Below are 16,198 nucleotides of genomic sequence, written 5' to 3'. Positions count from 1 at the left end.
TTAATGGTATATACTTCCATTAAAGGTTAAAAGTAAAGTTTGGAGTGATAAATCAATGGCTGAACGTATGAAATGGATCGACGTCATCATGCCGCAGCTGGCGGAATCGCTGGTTTCGGCGACCATAGCCAAATGGTTGAAAAAACCGGGTGAACCTGTGGAGCAGTACGAGCCGATCTGTGAAGTCATTACCGATAAAGTCAATGCCGAGATTCCATCTACAGTAGACGGAACGATGGGAGATCTGCTGGTAGAAGAAGGAACGACCATTGCTGTAGGTGAAGCAATCTGCCGTATGCAGGTGGTTGCTTCCGAAGAAGATGCAGCGCAGCAAGCAACACCTGCTGCATATGAAGAGCAGCAGGTACAGCCATCGCTGGTACAGCGGAATGCAGGTCAGCCTGCCGCTACTGGATCAACTGCTGCGGCATATGATCCGAACCAACCGATGCGCAATCGTTATTCGCCAGCAGTGCAGTCTCTGGCAGCAGAGCATGGACTGAATCTGCAGCATATTCAGGGAACAGGTGCAGGTGGACGCATCACACGTAAGGACGTGCTTTCATTTGTTGCACAGGGCGGTCAAGCGAGTGCAGCATCAGCATCGGTGCAAACCAATAACGTGGCTAGTCCACCAGTACAGCCAGCATCCTCATCGCCTTTCAGCGGGATTAACCGTGATGCTGGCTTGCATACTGGCTCAGCATCTGCGAATAGTGCAGCAGGTCAGACGATTCCTGCATCCGATGCGGGGGTTCCTGTACGCCATTCCGGAATTCATCTGACGGAAAGTCCTAAAATTCCGCAGATTGAAGTGGAGGGCGGCGGTCAGGGAAGATCGGAGTATTTCATTGATGTGACACCTGTGCGCAATGCGATTGCACGGAATATGCGTCAAAGTGTGTCCGAAATTCCGCATGCCTGGACGATGATTGAAGTGGATGTTACCAATCTCGTGATGCTGCGCAACAAGCTGAAGGATGAGTTTAAACGCAAAGAGGGCATCAATCTGACCTATCTTTCGTTTATGATGAAGGGTGTCGTCAATGCGATTAAAGATTACCCGATCATGAACTCGGTATGGGCTGTTGACAAAATCATTGTGAAGCGGGACATCAACCTGTCCATGGCCGTGGGTACAGAAGACTCTGTGCTTACACCAGTAATCAAACAAGCGGATCAGCGCAACATTGCAGGGCTTGCTCGCGAGATTGATGATCTGGCACGCAAGACCCGTGAAGGCACACTCAAGCTGGATCATATGCAAGGTGGAACCTTTACCGTGAACAATACGGGGTCATTCGGTTCGATTCTGTCCCAGCCGATTATCAACTATCCGCAGGCGGCGATTCTTACCTTCGAATCCATCGTGAAAAAACCTGTGGTTATTAACGATATGATCGCTGTACGCTCGATGGCGAACCTGTGTCTTTCTCTGGATCACCGTATTCTGGATGGAGTCATCTGTGGCCGGTTCTTGCAGCGTGTCAAGGAGAACCTGGAAGGCTACAACATGGAGACAAAAGTTTACTAAGTGTATAATACAAATGACGGGAAAGTGTATGTGCCTCAGGCCGTGCACTTTTCTGATTGTCTACGGACGGGTTTATCTTCATATATTAATCAATGAGGCAGAAGGATGTGTGGAATGATGGGCAAATCGCTGAATGTGGCATACATACCGATGCTGGATTATGAAGAAGCATGGAATCTTCAGAAATCTATCGTGCAGCAGCTGGACGCGGGCGATGGTCCTGAACAGCTGCTGCTGTTGCAGCATCCGCCAACCTATACAATCGGTTCTCAGAATCATCCCGAGCATCTGTTATGGAGCGAGGAGGAGCTGAAGGCTCAGGGAATCTCCTTGTTTCAAATTGATCGAGGCGGGGATATTACTTATCATGGACCGGGGCAACTGGTAGGATATCCTCTATTGGTGCTAGGCCGGGATGAGGAGCTGGATCTGCACGGTTATCTGCGCAAGCTGGAGCAGGTGATGATTGATTATCTTGCGGCTCAGGGGGTTGAATCCGGTCGTAAAGAGGGGTATACGGGTGTATGGATTGGTGATCTGAAAATCGCGGCCATCGGCATCAAGTTTAACCGATGCAAGCATAGACGTGGTTTTGTAACGAGTCACGGCTTTGCCTTCAACATTACTTCAGGAATTCAGCATGCCGGGTTTCAAGGCATTATTCCATGTGGCATCCAGCAGTATGGCGTCACCTCTCTCGAGGATATTACGGGCAAGAGATATACAGTGGAGCAGGTGGCTCAGGAGATGATTCCATATTTTCAGCGGATATTTCCATATGACATCATGTGGAATACAGAAAAAGAAGCCCTCCAGCGTTTATAACAACACGTCAGATGGGCTTCAAGGGACTATCCAAATAGCAGCGGCTCTAGTGCAATGAACAGAGTGGAGCCAATCATGGCGAGCAGCATGAGATAGATCACAATTTTGAACCATTTCTTTTTTTGCATGAAAAGTGAACTCCTTTCAGACCTTTTAAACAAGCATAGTAGCTTTATTGTACCGTATCTACAATAGGGAGGAAAGTCTAATGATTAATGAGCAACGTGTTATTCAGCAGTTTATGGAGCTGGTGCAGATAGATAGCGAGACCAAGCATGAGCAAAACATATCCAAGGTGTTAAAAGAACAGTTCGCTGGCCTCGGCCTTCACGTCTATGAGGACGATACGATGAACCAGACAGGTCACGGTGCGGGCAACCTGGTCATTACAATGGAGGCCTCGGGTGTGGAAGGTGTAGATCCGATCTTCTTCACATGCCACATGGACACCGTAACCCCCGGTCAAGGCATCAAGCCGGAGCTGGGTCAGGATGGCTGGATTCGCAGTGACGGCACGACGATTCTCGGAGCAGATGACAAGGCTGGGATCGCGGCGCTGTTCGAAGCCATTCGTGTTATTCAGGAAAATAACATTCCACACGGCAAAATCCAGTTTGTTATTACCGTTGGTGAGGAATCTGCACTTGCGGGTGCGCGTGCGATGAATGCCAAAGACATTGATGCTGCATTTGGTTACGCGCTTGACTCCAACGGTGCGGTCGGCACAATCTGTGTAGCGGCACCGGCCAGAGCTGAGATTCTGATGAACATCTATGGCAAGTCAGCGCATGCTGGTGTGAATCCTGAGGATGGCATCAGTGCAATCCAGGTTGCAGCAAAAGCGATTGCAGCGATGAAGCTTGGACGCATTGATGGTGAGACTACTGCGAATATCGGACGCTTTCAGGGCGGATCGGCACTGAATGTTGTATGTGATTTCGTTCAGATTGAAGCGGAAGCTCGGAGCATTGTGCAGGAGAAGATTGAACGGCAGGTGGCCGAGATGCGTGAAGCGCTGGAGACGACCTGCCGCAAATATGGAGCTACGGCAGAGTTCCGCAGTGAAATCAAGTATCCTGCCTTTGGCTTTCATGACGATCATGAGGTCGTGCAGCTGGCACAGCGGGCGATCCGCAGCCTCGGTCTTGAAACGAGCACATTTGCTTCCGGCGGGGGCAGTGACGCCAACGTATTTAACGGCTTCGGTATTCCTACAGTGAACCTTGCGGTGGGGTACGAAGATATTCATACTACGAAAGAGCGGATTCGTGCTGCGGACATCGTTAAGTTATCCCAGGTGGTTGTAGCAATTGTACAGGAAACGGCGACAGGGAAGTAAGAGACAAAAGATACAACGGAAAAGAAAGTCCGAATTCGGTGAAGGCCGGGTTCGGACTTTTTGAACAACCGTATAATTAAGCCTTGCGTCCAGCCAGCATCTCGCTTAATTTGGTGTCAGGGCCCCATTCGCGTACCCACTGTCGGATAATGAGCTGTACTTGTCTGGCTTGTCCAACAACATGCGCAGATTGAGGTGTAAGATAACTTTTCATTTAAGTTGTCCCCCTTGTAACTAACCTTTCGTTTGCTCTTAGTAAAGCGTGGTTAGCTTCCTATAGACTCACCATATGCCCAAAAGCAATGATTTATACATCTCAGTTCACTTGAACTTACCACCATTAGAAACGGAGCTGAAAAAAAACATGAAATCCAAAACATCTGCTGAATCAATCTATGCCAAGCAACCCGCGAACCCGAAGCTCGATGAAGTAACGGTATCCACTAAACCGATCTTTGAGGGAAAGGTGATCTCCCTTCAAGTGGATACGGTCAAGCTGCCAAATGGTCAGACCGCAACCCGGGAGATTATCAAGCACCCGGGAGCGGTAGCGGTGCTGGCACTGAAGGGCGACCGGATGCTGGTTGTGGATCAGTACCGTCAGGCCATGGGACGTACTGAGGTGGAGATTCCTGCCGGCAAGCTGGACCCGGGGGAGAAGCCAGAGGTTGCAGCTGCACGTGAGCTGAAGGAAGAGACGGGGTATACAGCCCAATCGCTGCGACACTTGCGATCCTTCTACACCTCACCAGGCTTCGCAGACGAGATTATTCATCTGTACATCGCTGAAGAACTGGAGGCCGGAAATATGGCGCTGGACGAAGACGAGTTTCTTGAAGTTTCGGAGATCACGCTCGAGGAAGCTTACAAGCTGATGGATGAAAACCGGATCAGTGATGCCAAAACGATGATGGCTGTCTATGCATGGGACATTTACAGAACGACAGGGCGGTTCTAGGGATGACAAAGGAAATGGAAACAACGGCGCTGCTGCAGCCCTGCTATGCAGATCTGCATATTCACATCGGGCGTACTTCCCGCGGTGAAGCGGTTAAAATCAGCGGCAGCCGTGATCTGACCTTTGAGAACATTGCCCGGGAGGCCACACATCGCAAAGGCATTCCATTGCTTGGTGTCATTGATTGTCATTCACCTGTGGTGCAACGAGATATTGATGAGCTATTGGAGAATGGAACGATGTCCGAGGTTGAGGGCGGGGGCATCGCTTATCGGGATACAACGATCTTACTTGGCACAGAGATTGAGCTGCGTGAGCCTGAAATGCGTGAATTTCATATGCTGGCCTACTTTCGTGATCTGAGCACCATCAAGTCCTTTACCGCATGGATGACACCGTACATGAAAAATGTAAACCTTAGCTCCCAGCGGGTCTACGTTTCTGCCCTTGAGATGCAAGCGGAGATCAAGGCCCGCGGCGGGCTGATTGTGCCTGCTCATGTGTTCACACCGCACAAGGGCATCTACGGCAGTACAGCGCCGCGTATGGCGGATGTGCTGGATACAACCCTTGTGGATGCAATCGAGCTGGGACTCAGCTCGGATTCGTCGATGGCCAGTTATATCCTAGAACTGGATCAGATGGGATTTCTAACCAACTCGGATGCCCATTCATTGGGGAAGATCGGACGAGAATACAATGAGCTGTTGGTTGCCGCTCCTTCCTTTGATGAATTTCGTCTGGCACTAAAAGGCGAAGAAGGAAGACGTATTACAGCGAATTACGGCTTGAATCCAAGGCTTGGGAAGTATCACCGGACGTATTGTGCAGCATGTGGCAGTGTAATGGATGAGCACGATCTATCAGCGGAGCGGTGCGCGCTTTGCGGCAGTCAAAAGCTGGTTCAAGGTGTACTTGATCGGATACTGGCCATTGCGGATCGGGAGCAGCCGGAGCTTCCTGCGGGTCGTCCTCCGTATCACTATCAGGTTCCGCTGGAATTCATTCCGGGGCTTGGGAAAGCCAAGCTGCGTCAGCTGCTGGATCGTTTCGGCACAGAAATGGCTGTACTGCATCGCACGGACGAAGGTCAGCTGGCCGAGGTTGTTGGTTCGGTGCTGGCCGAGCTAATTGTTGCTGCACGGGAAGGGCAATTGGTGCTGTCCTCCGGCGGCGGTGGTACGTATGGTAAAGTGGATTCAAAAGCACAGAGGGCGTAGCGCATTACAAAACGGACAAGATGTCATACAGGCGAGTTCCGGTTCATAGGCTGAACTATAAGGATGATGAGATCGTAGCGAATCCTTGCAGCAGGATTATCGGAAAGGGGACTCGTACCTGGATGCGTTCTTCCTATTTTACGTTCAAAGGGCAAACCTCGTTATATGTATTCGTCGCCGTGTTGTTTCTGGTAGGTGTTATTTTTGGTGCATTAATGGTCAACGCCCTGTCCCTGGAGCAAAGGCAGGACCTCGAAGGATACTTGGGCAACTTCTTCATGACCGTGCAGCATAGCTCCCAAGGCGTGGATAGCGGAACCTACTGGGATATTGCCATGCTTCATCTGAAATGGGTCGGGCTGATTTTTATTCTTGGCTTGTCTGTCGTTGGATTGCCGGGCATACTGGTGCTTGATTTTTTGAAAGGGGTGCTGATCGGTTTTACGGTAGGCTACCTCGTCGGACAGTATTCTTGGAAAGGGCTGCTGTTTGCACTTGTGTCGGTTGCTCCACATAATCTGTTTGTCATTCCGATCCTGCTCATCTGCAGTGTGGCTGCTATGACGTTTTCATTGTATATCATTCGAAATCGGGTGTTAATGCATCGTTCACCAAGTCGCCAAAGACCATTTGCTTCCTATGTTATTTTGACACTGGCTATGGCTGTGCTGCTGCTTGGTGTGGCGTCATTTGAAGCGTGGGTCACGCCTGCTATGATGCGCTGGGTGACTCCGATGCTGCTTCCCGTCTAGCTTGGGCAGCATGGTCTAAAATGTTGACTTTAATATTGAACTCCCCCTATAATGAAAAGAGTGGGTTAAGTTGCAGTGTGCAGTGATTTCCTAGGGGGAGGGAGAAAATGGAAGCACGGATTGATAAAATTAAGCAGCAACTACAGTCCCAAGGTTATAAATTAACGCCCCAGCGGGAAGCCACCGTCAGAGTCCTTTTAGAGAATGAAGAAGATCATCTGAGCGCAGAGGACGTATTCATGCTCGTTAAAGAAAAGGCTCCCGAAATCGGTCTGGCAACCGTGTACCGTACCCTCGAACTACTGAGTGAGCTGCATGTTGTAGAGAAAATCAACTTCGGCGACGGTGTAGCGCGTTATGATCTGCGCGGAGATACATCCAAGCATCACCATCATCACTTAATCTGCGTTCAGTGCGGAAGTATGGATGAAATACGTGAGGACTGGCTTGGACCGCTTGAAGAGCGACTGGAGCGGGAATTTAACTTTTCGGTCGTAGATCACCGACTGGACTTTCATGGAATTTGTTATCGTTGCAAAGCTAAAAATGAACAAAAGCCCAAAGATGAAGAATAACATAGCCTATCTTCAAGCTCTCACCGGCGGTTTTGACGGGGGAGCTTTTTTGGTCCCGGACCTCGTGTGAGGTTCTTCTCACCAAGGTATAATCCTTTCTATACGAACATACCCTGTTTCAAGGGCCATACTGGACTTGAACACGGAAGGGGATCGTTCCATGATTATATCTGTACGGAGAGGGCTCCGTTTTATACGTTTTATTATATTTTTCGCAGCGCTTGTGTATTTGTTCTATCACGTGCTTGATCTGTTTAATGGTTGGATCTCTCCTGTGGATCAGTATCAGATGCCAACCGGCAACGCAGTCAAGGTATTTCAGGAAACGGATTGGTCAGGCATTGGAGAAGCGCGTCCTACGATGGCCGAGCGGCTCCGTCTCTTCTATTGGTACGGGGAATAGCTGTCAGCCCATGCAGGCAGTTTGGGGCAGCCAGGATGCAAATACGGGAGCAGCAGTCTGCCTGTTGGCATTGCTGTCAGATGAGGAGTGTTGAACATGAATCAGACCATACACGCCTATGCGTTATACCTGGAAGAAGATAAGGGGATGTCCAGCAGTACGCTGGAATCGTATCTCCGAGATGTGGACAAGTTCGTGGAATTTGTGAGAAAGGAATACAACATCCGCGAAGCGAGCGAGGTAAGGCGGACACACGTTGTTTTGTTTGTTGGTCAGCTCAAGCAGGATGGCCGTGCGAATGCAACAATTGCCCGCAGCATCGTGTCGCTGCGCTCATATTTTCATTTTTTGATGCGGCGCGGAGAGATTATTCAAGACCCTACATTTGATGTCGAGGCACCTAAGGCAGACAAAACACCACCTCAAGTGCTGAGCGTGGAGGAGATCGAATTACTGCTTGCTGCTCCTGATGTGACTTCTTCGCAAGGAGTACGAGATCGGGCAATGCTGGAGCTGTTATATGCCACGGGCATACGGGTGTCGGAGCTAATTGCACTTGATGTTCGCGATGTGCAGCCTGGCATGCGCTTCATTCGATGTGGCGGAGCGGGGAAGGAGCGCATACTGCCAATAGGTGCTCCTGCTGCCCATTGGGCCAGCGTGTATATCAACGATTTTCGGAATCAAATGCTTAAAGGTGCAGCGGACGAGCAGGCGCTGTTTGTCAACGTGTCGGGCAGACGATTAACCCGGCAGGGGTTCTGGAAGCTGTTGAAAAAAGCGGCAGTGGACGCAGGCATTTCAGGCGAGATTACGCCGCATACGCTGCGCCATTCCTTTGCAGCCCATCTGATCGCAAGCGGTGCAGACACTCGCGCGGTGCAGGACATGCTTGGTCATGTTGAGCAGCCTGGGCAGCAATACAGCCAGCATGGACGCAAAACGATGAAAGAAATTTATGAAACCCATCATCCGCGGGCAAGATAACCTTTGCCGTATATTTTTCACAATGGCGGGAAGAGTGATGGAACATTTTAGGGTAAAATAAATTCGAACAAACCAAACGCCGTTATACATAGACAGCTGTGTGTTGAAATATACCTGATTGCCCAGACGGGTACAGGTGACGCAGTCGCTGTTCATCAACGGATCGTTTTTATTCAAGGAGGAACTACATCTTATGACAGCTTTAAATCAACAAATGATTACAGAGGCGGCATCTTATATTCAAAGTAAAAGTTCGATCAAGCCGGAGGTTGGCTTGATTCTCGGATCAGGTCTCGGTGTGCTCGCCGAACTGATTGAAGATGGCGTGAGCATTGCTTATCAGGACATTCCGCATTTTCCAGTGTCCACTGTCGAAGGACATGAAGGCGAGCTGCTGATTGGCACGATTCAAGGTCGCCCCGTTGTCATGATGAAAGGTCGTTTTCATATGTACGAAGGATATGGCCCGGAACTGACGGCATTCCCGGTTCGTGTCATGAAAGCACTGGGCGTAAGCAGCCTGCTTGTAACCAATGCGGCTGGTGGTGTTAACACGTCTTATCAAGCGGGAGATTTGATGCTGATCTCGGATCACTTGAACCTGACGGGCAGAAATCCGTTAATTGGACCGAATGATGCAGCGCTTGGTGTACGCTTCCCGGACTTGTCTGAAGCCTACAGTCGCCGCTTGCGTGCTCTTGCGAAGGATACGGCAGCTGCACAGGGCTTCAAGGTGCAGGAGGGTGTATATGCAGGTATGCTTGGACCAAACTATGAAACACCTGCTGAAATCAAAATGCTTCGCACTCTCGGTGCAGATGCGGTGGGCATGTCTACCGTTTCCGAGGTCATTGTTGCTCGTCATGCGGGCCTGGAAGTGCTCGGCATCTCCTGTATCAGCAACATGGCTGCCGGTATACTGGATCAGCCGCTGTCACATGACGAGGTGATGGAAACAACGGAGCGTGTTCGCGAAGCATTCCTTGCGCTTGTGCTGGCTGTAATTCCGAAGATGTAATGTTGATAGAGCTAAGGTTGAATTGAATTCATCTTCCTTAGTTTAATAAATTGTAAATTGAGCAGGGAACAAGTAATGGGATGAGGTATTCTCCATTATTTGTTCCTTTTTTAGTGATAATGAGGAGATAGGATATCGTGAACACGGCTGTAATGAAACATTTTATGAACGTATACGCTCTCCTAATCAGGGAAATATCGTCCTTCAATAACCAGACTCTTTCAACGAAGAATAGCTATGTCTTTTAATTCACCAAAAAAAGTTAGGGAAAACCTGCTGAGAATGGAATAATTTACTGCGAACGGGCCGACAATGGTTAGCAGTACATGCGAGGACACACACCAAGCATTTCATTTGAGGAGGGAACCTAGTGAGAAAAAGAATATGGGCATCTTTCATGACTGTTTGTATGCTGCTGCCTCTGATGACAGCTCCGGCGGTGGCAGAAGAGGCACCAAAGGCTAGTGGAGGAGCGGATTTGGCTCCATCGGCACGCTCTGCCATTCTGATGGATGCGGACACGGGCACCGTTATTTATGAGAAAAACAGTCATGATCAGCTGCCTCCGGCAAGCATTACGAAGATTATGACAATGCTGCTTACGATGGAAGCAATTGATTCGGGCAAGTTAAAGTTAACGGATAAAGTAAGAACGAGTGAATATGCGGCATCTATGGGCGGTTCACAGATTTTTCTGGAGCCAGGTGAGGAAATGTCCGTGGATGACATGTTAAAAGGGATCGCTATGGCCTCAGGTAATGATGCATCGGTTGCGATGGCAGAGAAGCTGGCTGGCTCGGAAGAGGCCTTTGTGCAGCTGATGAACGAGCGTGCGCAGGAGCTGGGCATGAAGGATACACGTTTTGCCAATGCGAACGGTCTGCCTGTGACTGATCATTACTCGTCTGCACACGATATTGCGGTGATGAGCCGTGAATTGTTGAAGCATCAAGGCATCACCAAATATACAGGTGCTTATCAGGATTACCTGCGTAAAGACTCGGAGAAGCCGTTCTGGCTTGTGAACACGAACAAACTTGTGCGTTTCTATCAGGGTGCAGACGGTTTGAAAACCGGGTACACCTCGGAAGCCAAATTCTGTCTGTCGGCTACCGCCTCGAAGGATGGGCTGCGTGTCGTTGCTGTTGTTCTGGGTGAGCCGAATACCAAAACCCGAAACAGTGAAGTTTCTTCAATGTTCGACTATGCCTTTGCTCAATACACAATGAAGTCACTTTACAAAGCGGGCGATCTGCTGGGCAGCCTGAAGATTGAAAAAGGCGATGTCGCCGAGCTTCCGCTGAATGCATCCCAAAACTACAGTGTCCTGATGCGCAAAGGGGCCAAGTCGAATGATATTCGTCATGAATTGATTGTCGCCAAGGAACTGAAAGCACCGATCAAAGCAGGACAAAGCATAGGCAAGCTCGTTGTATATCAAGGCAACGAAGTCATTAAGGAATTTGATATCCAGGCTCCACAGGATGTAGGTAAAGCAGGCTGGTGGAAGCTATTCAAGCGTACAACCTCGGGCTTGTTTGATTAAATGGCAAAAAACGTCTTTCTCCTTGCACCTTGAACGATTTATGTAGTTAAATAGGGGTTTTCTTCTAGTTTTGTCGTGGGGCAGGAAAAGCTTCTGGCAGCGTAGAAATCCTTGTTCAAGACAGGGAGGAGAGTGGGCAAACGTGAATTTGAATGTGGACATGGAGCATCACCGCGGGATTTTGATTGTACGATTATCCGGGGAGCTGGATCACCATACAGCCGATATGGTTCGTATGCAGATGGACGAAGCGATTCAGCGTAGACAAAGTGAACACCTGGTGCTCAGCCTGAAGGATCTGCAATTTATGGACAGCTCAGGGCTTGGTGTTATTTTGGGGAGATATAAACTGATCAAAAATAAAGGCGGCAAAATGGTCGTCTGTGATGTCAATGCGCCGGTATATCGTTTGCTGGAAATGTCGGGCTTGTTCAAAATCATGCCGATATACGAAAATGAGGGAACAGCTCTCTCAGGTCTGGAGGTCGTCTCATGAATGAAGGAACAGGGACAAATTTCATGAATCTGCAATTCGCGGCCAAGTCGGAGAATGAATCGTTTGCACGGGTGACGGTTGCTGCTTTTATCTCGCAGCTTGATCCGACGATGGACGAGCTCAGTGACCTGAAAACAGTGGTCTCCGAAGCGGTGACCAACAGTATCATTCACGGATACAATAACAACCCGGAAGGTGTAGTGACCATTCAGGCCGAGATTCGTGAGGATATGATTACGATTATTGTAGAGGACCGCGGTGAAGGCATTGAAGATCTGGATTTGGCCAAACAGCCGCTGTATACGTCCAAACCTGAACTTGAGCGGTCGGGCATGGGCTTTACCATTATGGAAAACTTCATGGATGAATTCGAAGTCAGCAGCGAGCCCGGCAGAGGCACCTCCATCAAGATGAAAAAAAGGATTGAATCCAAGAAAGCATTGTATAATTAGGGGTTGGTATTCTTATGGATGCTGAAGTGAAACCATCTTCACAGACCTACTTGGACGATGCCGAGGTCAAACGGCTGATTGCGCTCAGTCAGTCGGGTGACCATGTATCTCGGGATACGCTGGTGAACTGCAACATCAGACTCGTCTGGTCCGTCGTGCAGCGTTTTATGAACAGGGGATATGAGCCGGAGGATCTATTCCAGATCGGCTGTATCGGCCTGCTCAAGTCAGTGGACAAGTTTGATCTTAGTTATGACGTAAAGTTCTCGACGTATGCGGTACCGATGATCATTGGTGAGATTCAGCGTTTCCTGCGGGATGACGGGACCCTCAAGGTTAGTCGATCGCTGAAAGAGATGGCTAACAAGGTCCGCAAAAAGCGGGATGAGCTGTCTAAACATCTGGATCGGCTGCCAACGATCAAGGAGGTTGCCGCTGAACTCGGGGTTACTCCGGAGGAAGTCGTATTCGCCCAGGAGGCGAATAAACCACCGACCTCCATTCATGAGACGGTATTCGAAAATGATGGTGATCCGATTACACTGATGGATCAGATCGCGGATGAAACGCAGGAGAAGTGGTTCGACAAGCTGGCGCTGAATGAAGCCATCGGCGGCCTCAGTGAGCGGGAACGACTCATCGTATATCTGCGATACTACCGGGATCAAACCCAATCCGAGGTGGCAAGCAGGCTGGGTATATCCCAGGTGCAGGTATCACGTCTGGAGAAAAAAATATTACAATCCATCCGCGATCAGATCGCACAGTGATTCAGAAATGAATCATGGAGGATTGCATCAATAATGATGGTGCATATTCATCATAATACGACAACTAACAACCTCAATTCGTGCTATTTGGCGATGAGGTTATTTGTCGTTTTGTTTGTCACTTCCATCTCTTTCGGAAAAAAGAGAGGCTGGCCAGCGGAGGGATGGAATCGGTAAAAGGAGCGAAGCGAGCGCGTTTATCACCTGATTTCCTCCTTGGAAAGGAGAAAACCAGAAATGCGGGGATAACCAGCGCCCGATACCGATCCATGCCGCGGCGTCCAACGCCCCCTCCATATTCTTTTCCAACTTAAATGTAATAAATTTGTACATTCTTCAAATACTAACCAAGGACGTGTCTTGAAACCGCTGAAGTGCATCTTTTACCACCTTTTCGCCCCATGCTCGTTACTTTCCCTTGAAATGCCCCGGCACGCCTGCGGAAAGTTTCCTGGCCTGGAGCGAAAAATCAGCAAAATCTGCCTCCTCCAGTGTTTTCAGATACACCCTAAATTACGCAGTAAAGGAGTGCTTTGGATGTTCCAGACACCCCCTCCGACGGTCTACGTTCGCATGCGCAGTCGAATTCGCATCCAGAGAGGTCGAGTGGTTAAGCTGCGGGATATTGCCCATGTGCTGGCCTCATCCGAGCAACAGGAGGACAGATTGTTGGAGCTCGAACTGCTGCGGCCCGGACCGGAGGATGGCAACCTGATTCTCATTGATATTTTGCAGATTATTCCCCGGATTCGGCAGCAGTTGCCGGACGTAAACGTGGAGCTGATGGGATCGGGACATACATTGGTTGAAGTGATGGCAGGTAATGGTCAGCCTTCGAAATCGCTCTTTATTCTCGTATGGCTGCTGCTGTTTTTTGGCTCGGCGCTGACGATTATGAATTTTCATGCGGACGTCAACATGCAGGAGGTTCAGATTCGGATTGTGGAGATGCTGACGGGTCAACGGGATGAGCATCCGTATTTGTTTCAGCTGGCTTATTCCTTGGGGATCGGCTTTGGCATGGCTGTCTTCTTTAATCATCTGTTTAAGAAAAAATGGAATGAGGAACCGACACCACTCGAAGTAGAGATGTTTCTATATCAGCAAAATGTGGATCAATTTGTGGTCATCGAAGAGACCGAGCGTATGCATGAGCGGTACCGCAGGGAGCTGAACGACGATGAGCGTGCTTAACGGGGCGATCAGCATTGTACTTGGCATTGCGGGAGGCATTGCAGTGGGGAGTGGGGTTATTGCACTCATTCTGGTGCTGGATATGATTCCAAGACTAGCACAGGTGACACAATCCTATGATAAAACCCATTGGTATGAGGGTGCTCTCATTGGAGGTTCATTACTGGGAACGGTAGCGGATTTCTGGCATTGGAAGTTGCATGGGGTCATGTTGCTAAGTCCTATTGTCGGGATGTTCTGTGGTGTGTTTATCGGTCTGCTGGCAGCGGCGCTGACAGAGGTGCTGAATGTACTGCCCATTCTGGCCAAAAGGCTGGGCATGAGATCGTATTTATTTGGGCTGCTGCTGGCGATGATTCTGGGCAAAATGACAGGTTCGTTGTTTGATTTTTTCATATATCGGCGGTAAATCGGCATCACAGGTTAAAGGAGGATGGACATGGACGAACATACAGAGCGTTCAGAACACGCGGGTTATGAACAAGGTGATGGGATTACAGAAGGCATGATACACAAGTCCGCATACGAAATCCAGATGGAAGAGGAGGAGAGGGCACAGCAGAAGAAAAAACAAAACGAGATGTCCGACAGCATTGAGGAATCCGTACAGTATTGGCAGCACAACGATGACATCTCCCCACGTATGAGTGATAACAAAAATACGCTTAAACAAGTGCTCGGGCTTGGCGAGTCCTTCGATGTCGATCTGAGAGAAATGGTGCTTGGTGGCAAGCATGTGGGATTGCTGCTGCTAACAGGTTTTGCGAAGGATGAAATATTGCTGGAAGTGTTAAAAAGACTAACCTATCTCTCCCCGGACCAGGTATCGGAGCACGCGCTCAAATCCTATTTTGAATGTTATATTCCCCATATTCAGGTGGAACGTGTCGATAAGATGAGTGCTGTCATCCGTAAGGTGTTAATGGGCATGAGTGCTATGTTTGTGGAAGGAGACCGCTCTGTTCTGATTATGGACACCCGGAGTTATCCGGTAAGATCGCCCGAGGAGCCTTCATTGGAACGTGTCGTTCGAGGTTCGCGGGATGGCTTTACGGAGACGCTGCTGACGAATGTGGCGCTGGTACGCCGCAGAATACGGGACCCTGGCTTGAAGTTTGAACTCATGCAGGTCGGGCGGAGAACGCAGACGGATGTGTGTGTGGTGTATATTGACGACATTGTTGACAAGGTGCAGGTGGATTCCGTTCGTGAAAAAATAAAGCGAGTGGATATCGACGGCATTCCCGCTGCTGATAAGCAGCTTGAGGAAGCGATTATCAATAAAGGCTGGAATCCATTCCCGCTGGTTCGGTATTCCGAACGGCCTGACGTTACAGCCTCTCATCTGATGGAGGGACGTGTGGTTATTTTTGTAGATACGTCTCCGAGTGTGATGATCCTGCCTACGACCTTTTTTGACCTTTGCGAGCATGCTGAAGAGAACAGGCAGACGGCTTTGATGGGAACCTATCTGCGTTGGGTACGTTTTGCTGGCATTTTGATTTCGTTGTTCTTGCTGCCACTGTGGATGCTTATGGTCATTGAACCCTCTCTCAAACCACCGGGGCTTGATTTCATCGGTCCTCAGGAAAGTGTAAAGCTGCCGATCATTCTGCAGTTCCTGCTCATTGAACTCGGGGTAGACCTACTACGAATGGCAGCCGTTCATACACCAACTCCGCTAGCTTCAGCCATGGGGTTGATTGCGGCCATTCTGGTCGGAGATATTGCGGTGAAGACAGGTTATTTTGTTAATGAAGTGGTGTTGTATATGGCTATTGCAGCCATTGGAATGTTCGCTACACCGAGCTATGAGTTAGGTCTGGCAAATCGACTGGTCAGGTTGTTATTACTGATTGCGGTTGCGATATTTAAGGTGCCCGGTCTCGTTGCTGGAACGACAATCCTGATTGTAGCTCTGACCATTCACCGCTCCTACAATTCTTCTTATCTTTGGCCGTTTATACCGTTTAATGCAAAGGCATTTGGCAGCTTCCTGTTCAGGCTTCCATTGCTTGTTAGCAAGAAACGTCCATCAATCAACAAAACACGTGACAACACCAAGATGTCGGATGATCCTGACGGCGAGTTGCAAAAAAGTAAAAAACACAAATGATGTGCCGAAAAAT

The 16,198-nt window shown here is 49.3% G+C and carries 19 protein-coding genes; 17 read left to right on the top strand and 2 right to left on the bottom strand.

The genetic code is table 11. From position 1 onward, the window contains the following. Positions 1–55: 55 nt before the first annotated feature. Together DFQ00_RS05450 and lipB are read left to right on the top strand one after the other, a co-directional pair. Positions 56–1,534, top strand: coding sequence for a dihydrolipoamide acetyltransferase family protein (locus tag DFQ00_RS05450; protein ID WP_110895230.1), 1,479 nt, complete (start codon positions 56–58; stop codon positions 1,532–1,534). A gap of 114 nt (positions 1,535–1,648) precedes the next feature. Then, positions 1,649–2,359, top strand: a complete 711-nt coding sequence (gene lipB / locus DFQ00_RS05445) for a lipoyl(octanoyl) transferase LipB (protein ID WP_110895228.1) — start codon at positions 1,649–1,651, stop codon at positions 2,357–2,359. Positions 2,360–2,385: 26 nt separating this feature from the next. On the opposite strand, the gene prli42 is transcribed toward lipB, so the two are convergent. Then, positions 2,386–2,487: a stressosome-associated protein Prli42 gene (gene prli42 / locus DFQ00_RS05440; protein ID WP_110895226.1), complete on the bottom strand. Its 102-nt coding sequence runs from the start codon at positions 2,485–2,487 to the stop codon at positions 2,386–2,388. An 80-nt stretch (positions 2,488–2,567) separates the two neighbouring features. Between prli42 and DFQ00_RS05435 the strand changes: the two genes are divergently transcribed. Continuing rightward, positions 2,568–3,698 (top strand): M20/M25/M40 family metallo-hydrolase, encoded by a 1,131-nt coding sequence (locus tag DFQ00_RS05435; protein ID WP_110895224.1) that lies wholly within the window; start codon positions 2,568–2,570, stop codon positions 3,696–3,698. Between the two features lie 76 nt (positions 3,699–3,774). Here the strand turns inward: DFQ00_RS05435 and DFQ00_RS05430 are convergent, their stop codons facing one another. Beyond that, positions 3,775–3,912: a Z-ring formation inhibitor MciZ gene (locus DFQ00_RS05430; protein WP_110895222.1), complete on the bottom strand. Its 138-nt coding sequence runs from the start codon at positions 3,910–3,912 to the stop codon at positions 3,775–3,777. A gap of 150 nt (positions 3,913–4,062) precedes the next feature. Between DFQ00_RS05430 and DFQ00_RS05425 the strand changes: the two genes are divergently transcribed. From DFQ00_RS05425 to DFQ00_RS05360, 14 genes are all read left to right on the top strand, one after another. After that, positions 4,063–4,656 carry an NUDIX hydrolase gene (locus tag DFQ00_RS05425; RefSeq protein WP_110895220.1) on the top strand — a complete coding sequence of 198 codons (594 nt, stop codon included), beginning with the start codon at positions 4,063–4,065 and terminating at the stop codon, positions 4,654–4,656. 2 nt (positions 4,657–4,658) lie between these two features. Further along, positions 4,659–5,876 (top strand): endonuclease Q family protein, encoded by a 1,218-nt coding sequence (locus tag DFQ00_RS05420; protein ID WP_244213697.1) that lies wholly within the window; start codon positions 4,659–4,661, stop codon positions 5,874–5,876. Between the two features lie 122 nt (positions 5,877–5,998). Further along, positions 5,999–6,628, top strand: a complete 630-nt coding sequence (gene spoIIM, locus DFQ00_RS05415) for a stage II sporulation protein M (protein ID WP_110895218.1) — start codon at positions 5,999–6,001, stop codon at positions 6,626–6,628. Between the two features lie 107 nt (positions 6,629–6,735). Then, on the top strand, positions 6,736–7,203 hold the full coding sequence (fur, locus tag DFQ00_RS05410; protein ID WP_090922447.1) for a ferric iron uptake transcriptional regulator: 468 nt from the start codon (positions 6,736–6,738) through the stop codon (positions 7,201–7,203). A gap of 160 nt (positions 7,204–7,363) precedes the next feature. Then, positions 7,364–7,606 (top strand): DUF4227 family protein, encoded by a 243-nt coding sequence (locus DFQ00_RS05405; RefSeq protein WP_110895216.1) that lies wholly within the window; start codon positions 7,364–7,366, stop codon positions 7,604–7,606. A 96-nt stretch (positions 7,607–7,702) separates the two neighbouring features. After that, positions 7,703–8,593: a tyrosine recombinase gene (locus DFQ00_RS05400; protein ID WP_110895214.1), complete on the top strand. Its 891-nt coding sequence runs from the start codon at positions 7,703–7,705 to the stop codon at positions 8,591–8,593. 193 nt (positions 8,594–8,786) lie between these two features. Then, positions 8,787–9,611 carry a purine-nucleoside phosphorylase gene (locus DFQ00_RS05395; RefSeq protein ID WP_110895212.1) on the top strand — a complete coding sequence of 275 codons (825 nt, stop codon included), beginning with the start codon at positions 8,787–8,789 and terminating at the stop codon, positions 9,609–9,611. Between the two features lie 424 nt (positions 9,612–10,035). Then, positions 10,036–11,157 (top strand): D-alanyl-D-alanine carboxypeptidase family protein, encoded by a 1,122-nt coding sequence (locus tag DFQ00_RS05390; RefSeq protein WP_244213704.1) that lies wholly within the window; start codon positions 10,036–10,038, stop codon positions 11,155–11,157. Between the two features lie 142 nt (positions 11,158–11,299). After that, positions 11,300–11,653, top strand: coding sequence for an anti-sigma F factor antagonist (gene spoIIAA, locus DFQ00_RS05385; RefSeq protein WP_110895208.1), 354 nt, complete (start codon positions 11,300–11,302; stop codon positions 11,651–11,653). Then, on the top strand, positions 11,650–12,105 hold the full coding sequence (gene spoIIAB / locus DFQ00_RS05380) for an anti-sigma F factor (RefSeq protein ID WP_110895206.1): 456 nt from the start codon (positions 11,650–11,652) through the stop codon (positions 12,103–12,105). The genes spoIIAA and spoIIAB overlap by 4 nt, the downstream gene beginning before the upstream one ends. 14 nt (positions 12,106–12,119) lie before the next feature. Then, positions 12,120–12,875: an RNA polymerase sporulation sigma factor SigF gene (gene sigF, locus DFQ00_RS05375; RefSeq protein ID WP_110895204.1), complete on the top strand. Its 756-nt coding sequence runs from the start codon at positions 12,120–12,122 to the stop codon at positions 12,873–12,875. 537 nt (positions 12,876–13,412) lie between these two features. Continuing rightward, positions 13,413–14,069 carry a stage V sporulation protein AA gene (locus DFQ00_RS05370; RefSeq protein ID WP_110895202.1) on the top strand — a complete coding sequence of 219 codons (657 nt, stop codon included), beginning with the start codon at positions 13,413–13,415 and terminating at the stop codon, positions 14,067–14,069. Further along, positions 14,056–14,478, top strand: coding sequence for a stage V sporulation protein AB (locus tag DFQ00_RS05365; protein WP_110895200.1), 423 nt, complete (start codon positions 14,056–14,058; stop codon positions 14,476–14,478). Before DFQ00_RS05370 ends, DFQ00_RS05365 begins: the two co-directional genes overlap by 14 nt. Positions 14,479–14,508: 30 nt before the next feature. After that, positions 14,509–16,185 (top strand): spore germination protein, encoded by a 1,677-nt coding sequence (locus DFQ00_RS05360; RefSeq protein WP_110895198.1) that lies wholly within the window; start codon positions 14,509–14,511, stop codon positions 16,183–16,185. Positions 16,186–16,198: the final 13 nt, after the last annotated feature.

It is taken from the genome of Paenibacillus barcinonensis (assembly GCF_003217495.1).
Lineage (GTDB): Bacteria > Bacillota > Bacilli > Paenibacillales > Paenibacillaceae > Paenibacillus > Paenibacillus barcinonensis.
The sequence above is the reverse complement of the archived record's forward strand: the minus strand, read 5'-3'. Positions and strand labels throughout refer to the sequence as shown.